Origin of the sequence: Kitasatospora sp. NPDC005856 (assembly GCF_040629945.1) — a bacterium.
In the GTDB taxonomy this organism is placed as follows: domain Bacteria; phylum Actinomycetota; class Actinomycetes; order Streptomycetales; family Streptomycetaceae; genus Kitasatospora.
The window spans coordinates 1-15,635 of record NZ_JBEXWT010000103.1 but is presented as its reverse complement, the minus strand read 5'-3'; the positions used below and the strand labels follow the sequence as shown (position 1 = coordinate 15,635).

Sequence of the window (15,635 nt, the reverse complement as noted above, 5' to 3'; positions counted from 1 at the left end):
CGGCCCCGACACCCGACCTCCCCGCACCCTGGAGCGCACGAGACGTGAGCAACATCCCCGAGACCGGCCGCACCCGGCGGGTGACGATCCGTCTGGTGGTGCTGCAGATCCTGGTGCTGTCGCTGCTCGCCACCCTCGGCGGGCGGCTGTGGTACCTGCAGATCCGCAACGCCAAGGAGTACACCGCCAAGGCGACCGGCAACCACATCCGCGAGGTGGTCGAGCCGGCCGTCCGCGGCGAGATCCTGGACGCCTCCGGGCGGGTGCTGGCCGGCAACGAGACCCGGCTGGTGGTCTCGGTCAGCCGCACCTCGCTGCTCCAGCAGAAGGACGGCGGCAAGGCGGTGCTGTCCCGGCTGGCCGAGGTGCTGGGGATGCCCGCCAAGGACGTGCAGGAGAAGGTCCGGCTCTGCGACGCCAAGACCCCGCAGCCCTGCTGGAACGGTTCGCCGTACCAGCCGATCCCGGTCACCAAGGAGGCGACCACCCAGCAGGCGATGCAGATAATGGAGCGCCGCGAGGACTTCCCCGGGGTCACCGCGCAGCCCACCGCCGTGCGCCGCTACACCGGAGTCGAGGGCGCCAACATGGCCCAGGTGCTCGGCTACCTGTCGCCGGTCACCGACGAGGAGGTCGGCAAGACCGCCACCAAGACCGGCCTGGACCGCTACCTGCCGGCCGACCAGATCGGGCGGGCCGGCCTGGAGTCGGTGTACGACCGCGACCTGCGCGGCACCGCGGGCATCACCAAGCTGGAGGTCGACAACCTCGGCCGGGTGATCGGCAACGCCGGTACCGTCGCCCCGCAGACCGGCGACAACCTGGTCACCAGCATCGACGCCCGGGTGCAGAAGGTGGTCGAGGACAACCTGGCGCAGGCCATGAACGACGCCCGGAACACCTTCGACAAGGTCACCAACCGCAACTACGAGGCCGACTCCGGCGCCGCCGTGGTGATGGACGTGCACACCGGGCAGATCATCGCGATGGCCAGCGCCCCGACCTACGACCCGAACCTCTGGGTGGGCGGCATCAGCGGCAAGGACTACCAGGCGCTGACCAGCAAGGAGTCCAACTTCCCGCTGCTGAACCGGGCCATACAGGGTCAGTCCGCCCCCGGTTCGACCTTCAAGGTCATCTCCACCACGGCCGCCGTACAGGCCGGCTACTCGCTGGACGGCACCTACCCGTGCCCCAAGAGCATGGTCATCGGCGGTCGCGAGTTCAAGAACTTCGAGAGCGAGAGCTTCGGCTCCATCACGCTGGAGAAGGCGCTGGAGGTCTCCTGCGACACCGTCTTCTACGGCCTGGCGAACGACCAGTGGATGAAGGACGGCGGCATCAAGCCGAAGAAGGAGCCGGCCGACTGGTTCTTCAAGACCGCCCACGAGTTCGGCCTCGGCGCCAAGACCGGCATCGACCTGCCGTCCGAGGTGACCGGCCGGGTGCCGGACCGGCAGTGGAAGCAGTCCTTCTACGACAACAACAAGGACGCCTGGTGCGCCCAGGGGCAGAAGGGCGGCAACAGCTACTCCGACCTGATCGCCCGGGAGAACTGCGTCGACGGCTACCAGATGCGCGCCGGTGACGCCGTCAACTTCGCGATCGGCCAGGGCGACACCCTCGTCACCCCGGTCCAGATGGCCCGGATCTACTCGGCGCTGGCCAACGGCGGCACCTTCTACCGGCCGACCATCGCCAAGGCGGTGATAAGCCCGGGCGGGGACGTCGTCCGCGAGATCGCCCCGCAGGCGGACGCCAAGTTCCCCGGCGACGAGAAGCTGCTCGGCTACATCAACCAGGCCACCGAGGGCGTCGTCAAGAGCGGTACCGCCGCCTGGAAGTTCTCGCAGGCCGGCTGGCCGCAGGACAAGATCGCGCTGCACGCCAAGACCGGCACCGCCGAGGTCGAGGGCAAGCAGACCACCTCCTGGCTGGCGACGTACAGCAAGGACTACGCGATCGTCATGACGATAAGCCAGGGTGGCACCGGCTCCGGCGGTTCCGGTGACGCCGTCCGCCGGATCTACCAGGCGCTGTACGGCGTGGACGACAAGGGCGGCATCGACAACGCCAAGGCGCTGCTGCCCGCGCCCCAGGCCGAGCTGCCGAAGTTCAACCCGGACGGCACCGCGATCATCAAGCCGGTCTCGTACGGCGCCGACCCGGCGCCGGGCGCCCAGGCCCCGGCCGTCGCACCGGCTCCGGCGCTGCTCGACGCCGCCGCCGCCCGGCCCGCCCCCGGGCTGCTCGCGGCCGCCGAACCGGCCCCCGCGACGGCCTTCCTCGACCAGGCGCCGCCGACCGACCGTCCGGCGCCGTACACCGCGGCCGACGCCGCGCTCGAACCCACGCGCGGACCGGGAAGGGGACGGGCATGACCTCCTACGGCTCGTACCGGCAGCTGCGGCTGGCCCCCCAGCGCAGCGGGGTCTCCAAGGCCCTGGCCAAGGACTCCCCGCTCTGGCGGCTGGACTGGATACTGCTGCTGGCCGCGCTGGCCCTCTCGGCCGGCAGCTCGCTGCTCGTCTGGTCGGCCACCCGCGGGCGCGACTCGCTGACCCACGGGGACCCGCAGTACTTCCTGTACCGGCACCTGACCAACTTCGTGGTCGGGCTGGTGCTGTGCTCCGTGGTGATAGCGATAGGGAGCCGTCGCTTCCGCACGATCGTGCCGTTCCTGTACGTCGGCGTGATCCTGATGCTGCTGGCGACGCTCAGCCCGCTGGGCTCGACCATCAACGGCGCGCACTCGTGGATCCAGCTCGGCGGCGGCTTCTCGATCCAGCCGGCCGAGTTCGCGAAGCTCGCGATCGTGTTGGCGATGGCGGTCGTGCTGTCCGACCAGGTGGACGCGGGGGAGCGGGAGTTCCCCTCGCACCGGGCGGTGTTCCGGGGACTGCTCTGGGCCGCGCTGCCGATGGCCATAGTGATGCTCATGCCGGACGCCGGCTCGGTGATGGTGATGGCCGCGATCGTGCTGGGCATCCTGCTCGGCTCGGGCGCGGCGAACCGCTGGGTGCTCGGCCTGCTGATGGCGGGCGCCGCCGGATGCGTGGCGATCTGGAAGTTCGGACTGCTGAGCCAGTACCAGATCGACCGCTTCGCAGCCTTCGCCAACCCGCAGCTGGACCCGAACGGCGTCGGCTACAACACCGCGCAGGCCCGGATCGCGATCGGCTCGGGCGGGCTGACCGGCAAGGGGCTGTTCCACGGCACCCAGACCGTCGGGCAGTTCGTGCCGGAGCAGCAGACCGACTTCGTGTTCACCGTGGCCGGCGAGGAGCTGGGCTTCGTCGGGGCGCTGGCGATCATCGCGCTGGTCGGCGTGATCCTCTGGCGGGCCTGCCGGATCGCCCGCCAGGCGACCGATCTGTACGGGACGATCGTGGCGGCCGGGGTCATCGCCTGGCTGTCCTTCCAAGCCTTCGAGAACATAGGGATGTGCCTGGGCATCATGCCGGTCGCGGGCATCCCGCTGCCGTTCGTCTCGTACGGAGGCTCGTCGATGTTCGCGAACTGGATGGCCGTCGGGCTGCTCCAGGCGGTGCGGAGCCAGCGGCCGATAGCGGCCTGAGCGCGCTTCGCGGCGGGGCCGGTCGGGGACTTTCCCCGGCCGGCCCCGCTGTCGTGTCCGGCCCGGGGCGGGCTACCGGAGGAGGCAGTCGGCGGTGGTGAGGACGGCCCGGGTCTGGTGGGCGAGTTGCTCCTGGACGGGGACCCAGCGGGCGCCGAAGCGGTGGCGCAGCCGGTCGAGGCTGTCGGTGACGACGGCGCGGGCGCGGTCGCGGGCGGCCTCGGCGGCGGGGCCGCGGGCGTCGGCGAGCAGCCGCAGCAGGACCGACGCGACCCGCAACGGCACGCGGGCCGCGACCAGTTCGGCGGTGGTCACCCGGGAGGTGGTGAGCGGCTCGGAGCCCCAGCGCTGCAGCCACTCCTCGGCCACCCGCGGGGCGACCGCCAGGCTGGACCCGGCGGTGCGCAGCAGCGGGCCGTACGCCTCGTGGCCGTGGGCCCCGGTCAGGTGCGCGGCGACACCCGGGAGCAGGGCGGCGAGCTCCCCGGCGCGCGCGGTGAGGTCGCGGGCGGCGGCCGCGAGGGCCTGCGCCCCGGCCGGGTGGGGACGGGCGTCGCCGACCGCGTCGACGGCCCACATCGGGACCTCCAGCACCGCGGTGACCGCGCCGTACCGGGCCGCGTACGACCAGGTGGACAGCTCCGGCTCGTCCGGCAGGGCCCGGGAGCCCCCGGTGCCCGGGGTCGGCATCAGATAGGTGCCCGGGTCCGGGCTGGCCCAGCCGATCGCGTCGTAGGAGTCCACGTCGAGGGGGACGCCGGCCCGCTGCGCGGAGCGGGCGAAGCGCCCGGACAGGCCCAGGACCGGCCGGGTGAGCTGGGCGAACGCGCCGCCGAAGTCCACCCCGTGCAGCGAGCACTGGAGGAAGGGGCGCAGCTCGTCGATCAGGCCGGTCAGCGCCAGGCTCTCCGGCATCGGCGGGCGGCCGGAGCCGGGGGCGGGCAGCAGTTCGGGCTGCTCCTCGAAGGACGGGCGGAAGAAGTGCTCGTAGTGGCGCCGCATGGTGAGCGGCCCGTCCAGCCAGCCGGCGTTGAGCGCGGCACCGTCCGGGTCGAGGCAGAGCAGCAGGTGCCAGGAGAGCCCGGGGCGGGCGGGGCGGTCCAGCAGTACCTCGGCGAGCCGGACGGTCCCGGCGGTGCCGATCGGCTCGTTGGGGTGCGGGCCGCCGACCACCAGCACCGCGTGCGGCCCGCGGTCCACGGAGAGCAGCACCAGGGGGCGCCCGGCGCGGGAGCGGCCCACCTCGCGCAGCCGGCAGCGGTCCGGGTGCCGCAGGGCGAGCCGCCGGGCGGCGGACTCGGCCTGGGCCGGTGTGGGGTAGCGGGCCGGCCGGGCGTCGAGGGGCCGGAGGGGGCGGATCCGCCGACCGGTGTCGGTCATGGTTCTCCTTGCGCCGGTCGTACGGCCGCCGGGGCGCGGGCGTGCGGGTGCGCCGCCGGGCACGGCGTGCGGGCGGGGACGAGGGCGGGAACGGGGCGGGGCGGGAACGGGGCGAGGCGCCGCGGGCCGGGGACGGCGGCCGAGCGGAGCCGGGACGGAGCCTGGCGGGGGCGGACGGGGCCGTGCCGGAGCGGCCCGTGGTGAGGGAGGGTCGCGCCGGCCGGAAAACGGACGAGGGCCGAGCGTACGACTCAACTTCCGTGTCCGGAAGGGGTGCAGGTCTCTTTGGCGGAGCCCTGTCAGTACCGCACGACCCGTCCGGGCGTGTCAACGGCGGACGGGACCGGCCGGCGGGCGCGCACCGCGCGTGCCGGGGCGGGCAGCGGCGGGTGCGGGCGGACGGTGGCGGACACCGGCGGGCACGGGCGGATACCGGCCGTCCGGGAGGCGCCGGAGCGCGCAGGGCCCGTGATCCGGGGCAGACGGTCCGTTCCCCGGATTGGGCTACCCTTGAGGGTCACCCCTCCCGTGCCGACTCGCGGCACCGAATCACGTCGTAAGGGTTCCTAGTACATGACTGTCGAATCGGTCTTCCCACGCCTGGAGGCCCTCCTCCCGCACGTCCAGAAGCCGATCCAGTACGTCGGCGGCGAGCTCAACTCGACCGTCAAGGACTGGGACGCCTGCGACGTCCGTTGGGCACTGATGTACCCCGACGCCTACGAGGTCGGCCTGCCCAACCAGGGCGTCATGATCCTCTACGAGGTGCTGAACGAGCGCGAGGGTGTGCTCGCCGAGCGCACCTACAGCGTCTGGCCGGACCTCGAGGCGCTGATGCGCGAGCACGACGTCCCGCAGTTCACCGTGGACGCCCACCGTCCGGTGAAGGCCTTCGACGTGTTCGGGCTGTCGTTCTCCACCGAGCTCGGCTACACCAACATGCTCACCGCGCTCGACCTCGCCGGCATCCCGCTGGAGGCCAAGGACCGCACCGACGAGGACCCGATCGTCCTGGCCGGCGGCCACGCGGCCTTCAACCCGGAGCCGATCGCGGACTTCCTGGACGCGGCGGTGGTCGGCGACGGCGAGCAGGCCGTGCTCGACATCACCGACATCATCCGCGCCTGGAAGGCCGAGGGCCGCCCGGGCGGCCGCGACGAGCTGCTGCTGCGCCTGGCCCGCACCGGCGGGGTGTACGTCCCGAAGTTCTTCGACGTGGAGTACCTGGCCGACGGCCGGATCGGCCGCGTCGTGCCGAACGCCCCGGGTGTGCCGTGGCGGGTGTCCAAGCACACCGTGATGGACCTGGACGAGTGGCCGTACCCGAAGCAGCCGCTGGTCCCGCTCGCGGAGACGGTGCACGAGCGGATGTCCGTGGAGATCTTCCGCGGCTGCACCCGCGGCTGCCGCTTCTGCCAGGCCGGCATGATCACGCGCCCCGTGCGGGAGCGAAGCATCACCGGCATCGGCGAGATGGTGGAGCGCGGGCTGAAGGCGACCGGCTTCGAGGAGGTCGGCCTGCTGTCGCTGTCCAGCGCCGACCACACCGAGATCGGCGACATCGCCAAGGGCCTGGCGGACCGCTACACCGAGGACAAGATCGGTCTGTCGCTGCCGTCCACCCGCGTCGACGCCTTCAACATCGACCTCGCCAACGAGCTGTCCCGCAACGGGCGCCGCTCGGGCCTCACCTTCGCCCCCGAGGGCGGCAGCGAGCGCATGCGCAAGGTGATCAACAAGATGGTGTCGGAGGAGGACCTCATCCGCACCGTCGCCACCGCGTACGGCAACGGCTGGCGCCAGGTGAAGCTGTACTTCATGTGCGGCCTGCCCACCGAGACCGACGAGGACGTGCTCCAGATCGGCGAGATGGCGAAGAACGTCATCCAGAAGGGCCGCGAGGTCACCGGCCAGAACGACATCCGCTGCACAGTCTCCATCGGCGGGTTCGTGCCCAAGCCGCACACCCCGTTCCAGTGGGCCCCGCAGCTGTCCGCCGAGGAGACCGACGCCCGCCTGGCCAAGCTGCGCGACTCGATCCGCGGCGACCGCAAGTACGGCAAGAACATCGGCTACCGCTACCACGACGGCAAGCCGGGCATCGTCGAGGGCCTGCTCTCCCGCGGCGACCGCCGGGTCGGCGCGATCATCCGCGCCGTCTACGAGGACGGCGGCCGCTTCGACGGCTGGCGCGAGTACTTCTCGTACGACCGCTGGATGGCCTGCGCCGACAAGGCCCTGTCCGGCACCGGCGTCGACGTCGACTGGTACACCACCCGCGAGCGCACCTACGAGGAGGTGCTGCCCTGGGACCACCTGGACAGCGGCCTCGACAAGGACTGGCTCTGGGAGGACTGGCAGGACGCCCTGGAGGAGGTCGAGGTCGACGACTGCCGCTGGACCCCGTGCTTCGACTGCGGCGTGTGCCCGCAGATGGACACCCACATCCAGATCGGCCCCACCGGCAAGAAGATGCTGCCGCTGACGGTCGTCAACAAGTAGCGCGTCTCACATCCGCGATCCCCGGCCGGAAGGATTCGGCCGGGGGTCGCGGTGTGCCCGCGGCGGTGGTTGACCAGGGGCGGAGCGAGGGGGAGCGCGGGGCGCGTACCCTTTGAGGTGACAGAGTCCGGACAGTGGCGGGAAGACGCCACGCCGGACGGGGACAACTGACTAAGGACTGAGCGACCCTGGCACGCCGTACGCCCGACGGTCCGCCGCCCGCGCCGACGGTGCAGCGGATTCGTCTCCGCTACACCAAGCGCGGCCGGCTCCGCTTCACCAGCCACCGCGACTTCCAGCGCGCCTTCGAGCGCGCCCTGCGCCGGTCCGCCGTTCCGATGGCCTACTCGGCCGGCTTCACCCCGCACCCGAAGGTCTCCTACGCCAACGCGGCCCCGACCGGGGTGGCGAGCGAGGCGGAGTACCTGGAGATCGGACTGGCCGCCGTCCGCGACCCCGAGCAGCTGCGGGCGCAGCTGGACGAGTCGCTGCCGGCCGGCCTGGACGTGATCGACGCGGTCGAGGTGCGGACGCCGAACTTCGTGGAGCGCCTGGAGGCCTCCGAGTGGCTGGTCCGACTGGACGGCGTGGAGCCGGAGGTGGCCGCCGAGGCGGTCGCGCGTTTCCTCGCCGCCGAGCGGGTCGAGGTCGAGCGCCGCACCAAGAACGGCCTGCGGGTCTTCGACGCGCGGGGCGCGGTGGCGGCGCTGGAAGCCGTCCCGGCCCAGGTCGAGGCCGGTGCGGCCGCCGGGGCCGGAACGGACCGCGATGTTCGGACCGGCCGACCCTGTGCGATACTGCGCCTGGTAGTACGACACGCCACACCCGCCGTACGACCCGACGACGTATTGTCCGGTCTCCGTGCGACGGCCGACCTGGCGCCGCCGGTCCCCGCAGAGGTGACCAGGCTGGCGCAGGGGCCGCTCGACGAGGAGGCCGGCACGGTGACCGACCCGCTGGCGCTCGACCGCGCGGCGGCCCCGGTCGGCTCGGAGCCGGCCGCAGAGCCGCACGCTACCGCGTCCGCCTAGCGGGGGGAGGCCGGGCCCAGTGCCTCACTGGGCCCGACGGTCCTCCAGGGTTCCCGCGGCTCCCCAGGGGAGCGAGCGTCGTCGCAGCGCAGGCCTGCCACCCGGGGCCTGCCGACCAGGAAGGTCGGCCGGTCCGGGACCCCGTCCGGGAGCCACCCGGGGTTGGGGGACGGCGCAGCTTGGGAAAACCTCAGAAGACTGGTCAGACCAGAAGACTTTCGACACCCCGCCGAGCGTGGGGCGCCGAGCGAGACTACGAGCCCCTGTGCGGCCTCGCGTCCGCGCGGCGGCACCGTCAAAGGGTCCGGTCCAGGCATCGTCGCGATGCCGGCCGCCCAGCGGAGCCGTGCCGTGCCCGGATGCGGAGCCCGGGGGCCTGACGGGAGATCCACCCGCATGCTCGATAACACCGATCCGCAGCAGACTGCGGCCACGGAACAGAACGAAACCGCCGCGACCGGTGGCGAGGGCGCGTCCGCCGCGCCTCCGCGCCGTCGTCGCCGCGCGGTGTCCCGCCCGGCGGGCACCCCGCAGGGTGCGGCCGCCGAGGCGGCCGAGACGGTGCTGCCGGCCGAGGGTCCGGTGGCCGCGGCCACCCCGGCTCCGGCCGTGGAGCCGGCGGCCGAGCCGGTCGCCGAGAAGCCCGTCCGGGCCCGCCGGACCCGCAAGCGCGCCGAGGCGCCGGCCGGGGCGCCGGAGGCCACCGCGATCGTGGTGACCGCGCCGGAGACCGAGCAGGCCCCGGCGGCCGAGACCGCCGTGAAGGCCGCGAAGGCCGTCAAGGCCCCCAAGGCCGTGAAGGCCGCCAAGACCGAGAAGGCGGACAAGCCCGAGAAGGCGGACAAGCCCGAGACGGCCGAGACGGCCGAGGTCGTCGAGAAGCCCGCCCGGGCCCGCCGGACCCGCAAGCGCGCCGAGGCGCCCGCCGGTGCTCCCGCGACCGAGGCCGAGGCGCCCGTCGTCGAGGCGCCGGTCGTCGAGGCCCCCGTGGCCGAGCCGGTGGCCGAGGAGGCCCCGGCCGCTCCGGCCCGCCGCCCCCGTCGCCGTCGCGTGGTCGAGGCCGCGCCGGTCGTCGAGGCCCCGGTTCAGGAGCCGCAGGCCGAGGAGCCCGCGGTCGACGAGGAGGCCGAGGAGGAGGCCGTCGAGGCCCCCGCCGCCAAGGCCGCCGCCGAGCCGACGGCCCAGCCCGCCGCTGCCGCCCCGGCCGCCGAGGCCGAGCCGCACCACCGGGTGCGCCGCCGCGCCGTCCGCCCGGCCACCGCGGTCTTCCAGGCGCCGGTCTTCCAGGAGCCGGCTCCCTTCGTCGCGCCGTCCGCTCCGGCCGCGTCCGCTGCGGCCGCGCCGCAGCAGCCCGCCGTCGCCCCGGCGCAGGCCGAGGCCCCGGCCGCGGCCGAGCGCGAGGAGGAGGACGAGTTCGAGTACAGCGGTGTCGGCCGTCGTCGCCGGGTCCGCACCCGGGTCGAGCCGAGCCGCCGCAAGCCGGCCGCCCAGGCTCCGGCGAAGGCGCCGGTGAAGGCTCCGGCCCCGGCGCCGGTCGTCGAGGCCCCGGCCGCCGAGGCGCCCGCCGTCGAGGCCCCCGCCGCCGGTCCGGAGACCGAGGGCGAGTGGGAGGAGGACGGCCGTCCGTCGCGCCGTCGCCGCCGGGGTGGCCGCCGCCGTCGCCGTGGCGAGGCCGAGGAGTTCGAGGCCGCCGAGGCCGTCGAGACCGAGCAGCCCGTCGCCGAGGAGCCGGCCGAGGCCGTCGCCGAGGACGAGGGCGAGGAGGACGACGACCTGGCCGCCGGCCTGTCCTCGTCGCGTCGCCGCCGTCGCCGCCGTCGCCGCAGCGGTGAGGCCGGCGCCGTCGAGACCGCCGAGACCACCGAGGACGGCGTCCGCACGGTGGTGAAGGTGCGCGAGCCGCGCCGCCGCTCCACCGAGCCGTCCTTCGACCCCGACGAGGTGCAGTCCATCAAGGGCTCGACCCGTCTGGAGGCCAAGAAGCAGCGCCGCCGCGAGGGCCGCGAGCTGGGCCGCCGCCGGGTGCCGATCATCACCGAGGCCGAGTTCCTGGCCCGCCGCGAGTCGGTCGAGCGCGTCATGGTGGTGCGCCAGAGCGGCCAGCGGACCCAGATCGGCGTCCTCGAGGACGGCGTGCTCGTCGAGCACTACGTCAACAAGGAGCAGGCCACCTCGTACGTCGGCAACGTCTACCTGGGCAAGGTCCAGAACGTGCTGCCGTCGATGGAGGCCGCCTTCGTCGACATCGGCAAGGGCCGCAACGCGGTGCTGTACGCCGGCGAGGTCAACTTCGGTGCGCTGGGCGGCCACGGCGGCCCGCGCCGGATCGAGTCGGTGCTGAAGTCCGGCCAGTCCGTGCTGGTTCAGGTCTCCAAGGACCCGATCGGCCACAAGGGCGCCCGCCTGACCAGCCAGATCTCGCTGCCCGGCCGCTACCTGGTCTACGTGCCCGAGGGCTCGATGACCGGCATCTCGCGCAAGCTCCCGGAGAACGAGCGCGCCCGGCTGAAGCAGATCCTCAAGAAGATCGTCCCGGACGACGCGGGCGTCATCGTGCGCACCGCCGCCGAGGGCGCCTCCGAGGAGGAGCTGACCCGCGACGTCCAGCGCCTCCAGCAGCAGTGGGAGGACATCCAGAAGAAGGCCGCCACCGGCAACGCCCCGGCGCTGCTGTACGGCGAGCCGGACATGACCGTCCGGGTCGTCCGCGACATCTTCAACGAGGACTTCACCAAGGTCATCGTCTCCGGCGACGAGGCGTGGAAGACCATCCACGAGTACGTCTCCAACGTGGCCCCGGACCTCGCCGAGCGGCTCCAGCGGTGGACCTCCGAGGTGGACGTCTTCGCCACCTACCGGATCGACGAGCAGCTGATGAAGGCGCTGGACCGCAAGGTCTGGCTGCCCAGCGGCGGTTCGCTGGTGATCGACCGCACCGAGGCGATGGTCGTCATCGACGTCAACACCGGGAAGTTCGTCGGCCAGGGCGGCAACCTGGAGGAGACGGTCACCCGGAACAACATCGAGGCGGCCGAGGAGATCGTGCGCCAGCTGCGGCTGCGCGACCTCGGCGGCATCATCGTGATCGACTTCATCGACATGGTGCTGGAGTCCAACCGCGACCTGGTGCTGCGCCGCCTGCTGGAGTGCCTGGGCCGGGACCGGACCAAGCACCAGGTGGCCGAGGTCACCTCGCTGGGCCTGGTCCAGATGACCCGCAAGCGGGTCGGCCAGGGCCTGCTGGAGTCCTTCTCCGAGCCGTGCGTGCACTGCAACGGCCGCGGCGTGATCGTCCACATGGAGCAGCCGAGCGCCCACGTCCACGCCCCCGTGGCGGCGGGCGAGGCCGGCGCGGGCGGCGGCAAGCGCCGTCGCCGGGGCAAGGGCGGCGCGGGCCACGAGGAGCCGCAGGCCGTCGAGGCCGCGGTGGCCGTCGTGACCGAGCCGCTGACGGTGGAGGCCGTCGTCGAGTCGGCCGAGCCGGTGCGCGAGGAGATCGAGGGCCAGCTGGCCCTGGAGGTCCCGGGCGTCGAGGCTCCGGCCGAGGAGGCCGCGCAGGCCGTGGCGGCCCCGGTCGTCGAGGCTCCCGTGGTCGAGGCCCCGGCCGCCGCTCCGGCGGGCCGTCCGCGTCGCCGCGCGGTGCGCAAGGCGACCGCTCCGGCGGGTTCCCCGGACATCGCCGAGATCGTGGTGCTCCAGGCGAAGGCCGAGGCGGCGCTGGAGGCGGCCCTGGAGGCCGCCGCCCCGGCGGTCGCGGCAGCCGCTGCCGAGGCCGTCGCCGAGGCGCCGGGCGAGCCGGTCGTGGTCGCGGAGGCCGCGGTCGTCGCCGAGGCCGTGGAGGCCCCCGAGGCCGCCGCCGAGGCTCCGGCCGAGGAAGCCCCGGCCGAGGAGGCGCCGGCGCCGAAGAAGCGGGCCGCCCGCAAGACCGCCGCGAAGAAGACCGCCGCCAAGAAGACCACCACGGCGGCGAAGAAGACCACCGCCCGCAAGACCGCCACCAAGCGGACGAGCGCGGCGGCCAAGAAGGCTGCGGCCGCCGAGGGTGATACGGCGGCCGAGTGATGCCCACGCCCGGGGCGGGAGCGATCCCGCCCCGGGCCGTACGGGCCGGTTTGCCCCCCGGGCGGCCGGTCCGTATTCTTGACCATCGGCGTGTCTACGCCATGCTCCCGAGCACATCACCTTCCCGAGGTCTCCGCGTCCGCGCGGGGGGCACGGGGAGAGGCTCCTGTGTCCGTACCCAGGTGGCTGGCGTCGGGGGTTCCGACCGAGCAAGGAAAGCAGGTACCGCATGTACGCGATCGTTCGCGCAGGCGGCCGCCAGCACAAGGTCGCCGTGGGCGACGTGCTGGAGATCGACCGTATCGAGGCCAAGCCGGGTGACTCGGTCGAGCTCTCGACCCTCCTCGTCGTCGACGGTGACGCTGTCACCTCCGACCCGTGGGTCCTGGCCGGCGTGAAGGCTCACGCCGAGGTGGTCGACCAGACCAAGGGTGACAAGATCGTCATCCTGCGTTACAAGAACAAGACCGGCTACCGCCGTCGTCAGGGTCACCGTCAGCAGCACACCGCGGTGCGCATCACGAGCATCGACTCGGTCAGCAAGTAAGGGGATAGCGAAAAATGGCACACAAGAAGGGCGCAAGCTCTACTCGTAACGGCCGTGACTCGAACGCCCAGCGCCTCGGCGTGAAGCGCTTCGGTGGCCAGGTCGTCTCGGCCGGCGAGATCCTCGTCCGCCAGCGCGGCACCCACTTCCACCCGGGTGCCGGTGTCGGTCGCGGTGGCGACGACACCCTGTTCGCGCTGACCGCCGGTGCGGTGCAGTTCGGCAACCGTCGCGGCCGCAAGGTCGTCAACATCGTGGCCGTCGAGGCCTGAGTCCCCGCGGACTCCCGAGTCTGACCGGACCTCTCGGTCCCGGAAAGACTCACAGTGAAGGGTGGGCCGGAATTCTCCGGTCCACCCTTCACGCTTTACGCAGGTAGCAAGCAGACTCTCGCGCACTGGAGGCACACCCCATGACCACCTTCGTGGACCGCGTCGAACTTCATGTCGCCGCGGGTAACGGGGGCCACGGCTGCGCCTCCGTGCACCGCGAGAAGTTCAAGCCGCTCGGCGGCCCGGACGGCGGCAACGGCGGTGAGGGCGGCAGCGTCATCCTCACCGTGGACTCGCAGGTCACCACCCTGCTCGAGTACCACCACTCGCCCAAGCGCAAGGCCACCAACGGCAAGCCGGGCGCGGGCGGCCACCGCACCGGCGCGGACGGCGGCGACCTCGTCCTGCTGGTGCCGGACGGCACCGTGGTGCTGGACCGCAAGGGCAACGTGCTGGCCGACCTGGTCGGGCACGGCACCAGCTTCGTCGCCGCCCAGGGCGGCCGCGGTGGCCTCGGCAACGCCGCGCTGGCCTCGGCCCGCCGCAAGGCGCCCGGCTTCGCGCTGCTCGGCGAGCCCGGCGAGGCCGGTGACATCGTCATGGAGCTCAAGTCCGTCGCCGACGTGGCCCTGGTGGGCTACCCCAGCGCCGGCAAGTCCTCGCTGATCTCGGTGCTCTCCGCCGCCAAGCCGAAGATCGCGGACTACCCGTTCACCACCCTGATCCCCAACCTCGGCGTGGTCACCGCGGGCGACACCGTCTACACCATCGCCGACGTGCCCGGCCTGATCCCGGGCGCCAGCCAGGGCCGCGGCCTGGGCCTGGAGTTCCTGCGCCACGTGGAGCGCTGTTCGGTGCTGGTGCACGTGCTGGACTGCGCCACCCTGGAGCCCGGCCGCGACCCGCTGACCGACCTGGAGACCATCGAGGCGGAGCTCGCCGAGTACGGCGGTCTGGAGGACCGTCCGCGCCTGGTCGCGCTCAACAAGGTGGACGTCCCGGACGGCCAGGACATCGCCGACCTGACCCGCGCCTCCCTGGAGGAGCGCGGCTACCGGGTGTTCGAGGTCTCCGCCGCCTCCCGCAAGGGCCTGCGCGAGCTGAGCTTCGCGATGGCCGGGATCGTCGCCGAGGCGCGCGCCGCCAAGCCGGTCGAGGAGTCCACCCGGATCGTGCTGCGGCCCAAGGCCGTCGACGACGCGGGCTTCACCATCACCGAGGAGGACGGCGCCTACCGCATCCGCGGCGTCAAGCCGGAGCGCTGGGTCCGCCAGACCGACTTCTCCAACGACGAGGCCGTCGGCTACCTCGCCGACCGGCTGGCCCGCCTCGGTGTCGAGGAGAAGCTGTGGAAGGTCGGGGCGCACGAGGGCGACACCGTCATCATCGGCCCGGACGAGAACGCCGTCGTCTTCGACTGGGAGCCGACCATGGCCGCCGGCGCCGAGATGCTCGGCCGCCGCGGTGAGGACCACCGCATGGAGACCCAGCGCCCGGCGGTCGACCGCCGCCGCGAGAAGCAGAAGGGCCGGGACGCGGCCGAGGCCGAGTTCCTCGCCTTCGAGGCGCTCTCCAGCGGCCGCCAGGCCGCCATCGAGGGCGACGACGAGGACGAGGACCACTGAGCCTGCTGAGCCGGCCGAGCCGAACGGCCCCCGCCACCTGTCCGGGTGGCGGGGACCGTTCGCGTCGATCGGTGCCGACGACGCGTCACTTGGTCCAGGAGGCCTGGAGCTTCAGCGGGTCCACCAGGTCGGTGTAGCCGACCGCGGCCGGGGCGTTCCCGGTGGTGGCGATGATGGTGCAGCCCTTGGCCTCGGCGCCCTTGGCGACGCCCTGGAACTTCGCGCCGGTGCACTTGGGCAGCGGGTTGGCGGCGCTGATGACGTTGATGCCCTTCTTGCCCGTGGTGTCGAAGACGACGAACTTCGAGTCCGGGGCGGTGAAGGAGAGGCTGGCGTCCCCGAGGTTCTTGATGGTGTAGCTGACGTACATCGGGGTGCGGTTGTCCAGACCGACGGTGTTGACCTTGGCGGCGGTGAGCTCCTGGAGCGAGCCGACCTCGACACCGGTGACGGTGATCTCCAGCTTGGTGGCGACCTTTGCGGTCTTGTCGGCGAAGTCCACGGTGGCGCTCTGGCCGACCTTCACACTGCTGGCGGCCGCCGGGACACCGGCCCCGCCGGCCCCGCCGCCCGCCGCGCCGGCGGCGCCCGGGCCGCCCGCCCCCCCGCCGGCGGCCGCGCCCGACGGGGCCGCGGTGG

The 15,635-nt window shown here is 73.1% G+C and carries 10 protein-coding genes; 8 read left to right on the top strand and 2 right to left on the bottom strand.

All coding sequences use genetic code 11. The features are described from left to right. Nucleotides 1–44 precede the first annotated feature (44 nt). Entirely contained in the window at nucleotides 45–2,381 is a 2,337-nt protein-coding gene (gene mrdA / locus ABZ449_RS36300) for a penicillin-binding protein 2 (RefSeq protein ID WP_360354712.1), read from the top strand. Beyond that, a complete protein-coding gene (gene rodA, locus ABZ449_RS36295; RefSeq protein WP_360354710.1) occupies nucleotides 2,378–3,577 on the top strand; it encodes a rod shape-determining protein RodA in 1,200 nt (399 codons plus the stop codon). The genes mrdA and rodA overlap by 4 nt, the downstream gene beginning before the upstream one ends. Nucleotides 3,578–3,649: 72 nt before the next feature. On the opposite strand, the gene ABZ449_RS36290 is transcribed toward rodA, so the two are convergent. Further along, the gene (locus ABZ449_RS36290; protein ID WP_360354707.1) at nucleotides 3,650–4,957 is read right to left on the bottom strand and encodes a M14 family zinc carboxypeptidase; all 1,308 of its coding nucleotides are present in this window, start codon (nucleotides 4,955–4,957) and stop codon (nucleotides 3,650–3,652) included. 573 nt (nucleotides 4,958–5,530) lie between these two features. On the opposite strand from ABZ449_RS36290, the gene ABZ449_RS36285 reads away from it, so the two are divergent. The 6 genes from ABZ449_RS36285 (at nucleotide 5,531) to obgE (ending at nucleotide 14,996) form a co-directional block, all read left to right on the top strand. Further along, the gene (locus ABZ449_RS36285; RefSeq protein WP_360354705.1) at nucleotides 5,531–7,459 is read left to right on the top strand and encodes a TIGR03960 family B12-binding radical SAM protein; all 1,929 of its coding nucleotides are present in this window, start codon (nucleotides 5,531–5,533) and stop codon (nucleotides 7,457–7,459) included. A 230-nt stretch (nucleotides 7,460–7,689) separates the two neighbouring features. Further along, on the top strand, nucleotides 7,690–8,490 hold the full coding sequence (locus ABZ449_RS36280) for a TIGR03936 family radical SAM-associated protein (protein WP_360354702.1): 801 nt from the start codon (nucleotides 7,690–7,692) through the stop codon (nucleotides 8,488–8,490). 396 nt (nucleotides 8,491–8,886) lie between these two features. Then, entirely contained in the window at nucleotides 8,887–12,552 is a 3,666-nt protein-coding gene (locus ABZ449_RS36275) for an Rne/Rng family ribonuclease (RefSeq protein WP_360354699.1), read from the top strand. A gap of 229 nt (nucleotides 12,553–12,781) precedes the next feature. Then, a complete protein-coding gene (gene rplU / locus ABZ449_RS36270; protein WP_189923681.1) occupies nucleotides 12,782–13,099 on the top strand; it encodes a 50S ribosomal protein L21 in 318 nt (105 codons plus the stop codon). Nucleotides 13,100–13,113: 14 nt separating this feature from the next. Then, nucleotides 13,114–13,371 (top strand): 50S ribosomal protein L27, encoded by a 258-nt coding sequence (gene rpmA / locus ABZ449_RS36265; protein WP_030058248.1) that lies wholly within the window; start codon nucleotides 13,114–13,116, stop codon nucleotides 13,369–13,371. Nucleotides 13,372–13,511: 140 nt separating this feature from the next. After that, nucleotides 13,512–14,996 carry a GTPase ObgE gene (obgE, locus tag ABZ449_RS36260; protein ID WP_360354697.1) on the top strand — a complete coding sequence of 495 codons (1,485 nt, stop codon included), beginning with the start codon at nucleotides 13,512–13,514 and terminating at the stop codon, nucleotides 14,994–14,996. 85 nt (nucleotides 14,997–15,081) lie between these two features. Here the strand turns inward: obgE and ABZ449_RS36255 are convergent. Next, a partial coding sequence (locus ABZ449_RS36255; RefSeq protein ID WP_360354695.1) for a hypothetical protein occupies nucleotides 15,082–15,635 on the bottom strand: 554 nt, incomplete at its 5' end.

What these genes read in the sequence shown, in the direction of transcription:
- rodA (WP_360354710.1), top strand. Translation starts at nt 2,378, where the DNA reads ATGACCTCCTACGGCTCGTACCGGCAGCTGCGGCTGGCCCCCCAGCGC.
- ABZ449_RS36290 (WP_360354707.1), bottom strand. Translation starts at nt 4,957, where the DNA reads ATGACCGACACCGGTCGGCGGATCCGCCCCCTCCGGCCCCTCGACGCC.
- ABZ449_RS36285 (WP_360354705.1), top strand. Translation starts at nt 5,531, where the DNA reads ATGACTGTCGAATCGGTCTTCCCACGCCTGGAGGCCCTCCTCCCGCAC.
- ABZ449_RS36275 (WP_360354699.1), top strand. Translation starts at nt 8,887, where the DNA reads ATGCTCGATAACACCGATCCGCAGCAGACTGCGGCCACGGAACAGAAC.
- rplU (WP_189923681.1), top strand. Translation starts at nt 12,782, where the DNA reads ATGTACGCGATCGTTCGCGCAGGCGGCCGCCAGCACAAGGTCGCCGTG.
- rpmA (WP_030058248.1), top strand. Translation starts at nt 13,114, where the DNA reads ATGGCACACAAGAAGGGCGCAAGCTCTACTCGTAACGGCCGTGACTCG.
- obgE (WP_360354697.1), top strand. Translation starts at nt 13,512, where the DNA reads ATGACCACCTTCGTGGACCGCGTCGAACTTCATGTCGCCGCGGGTAAC.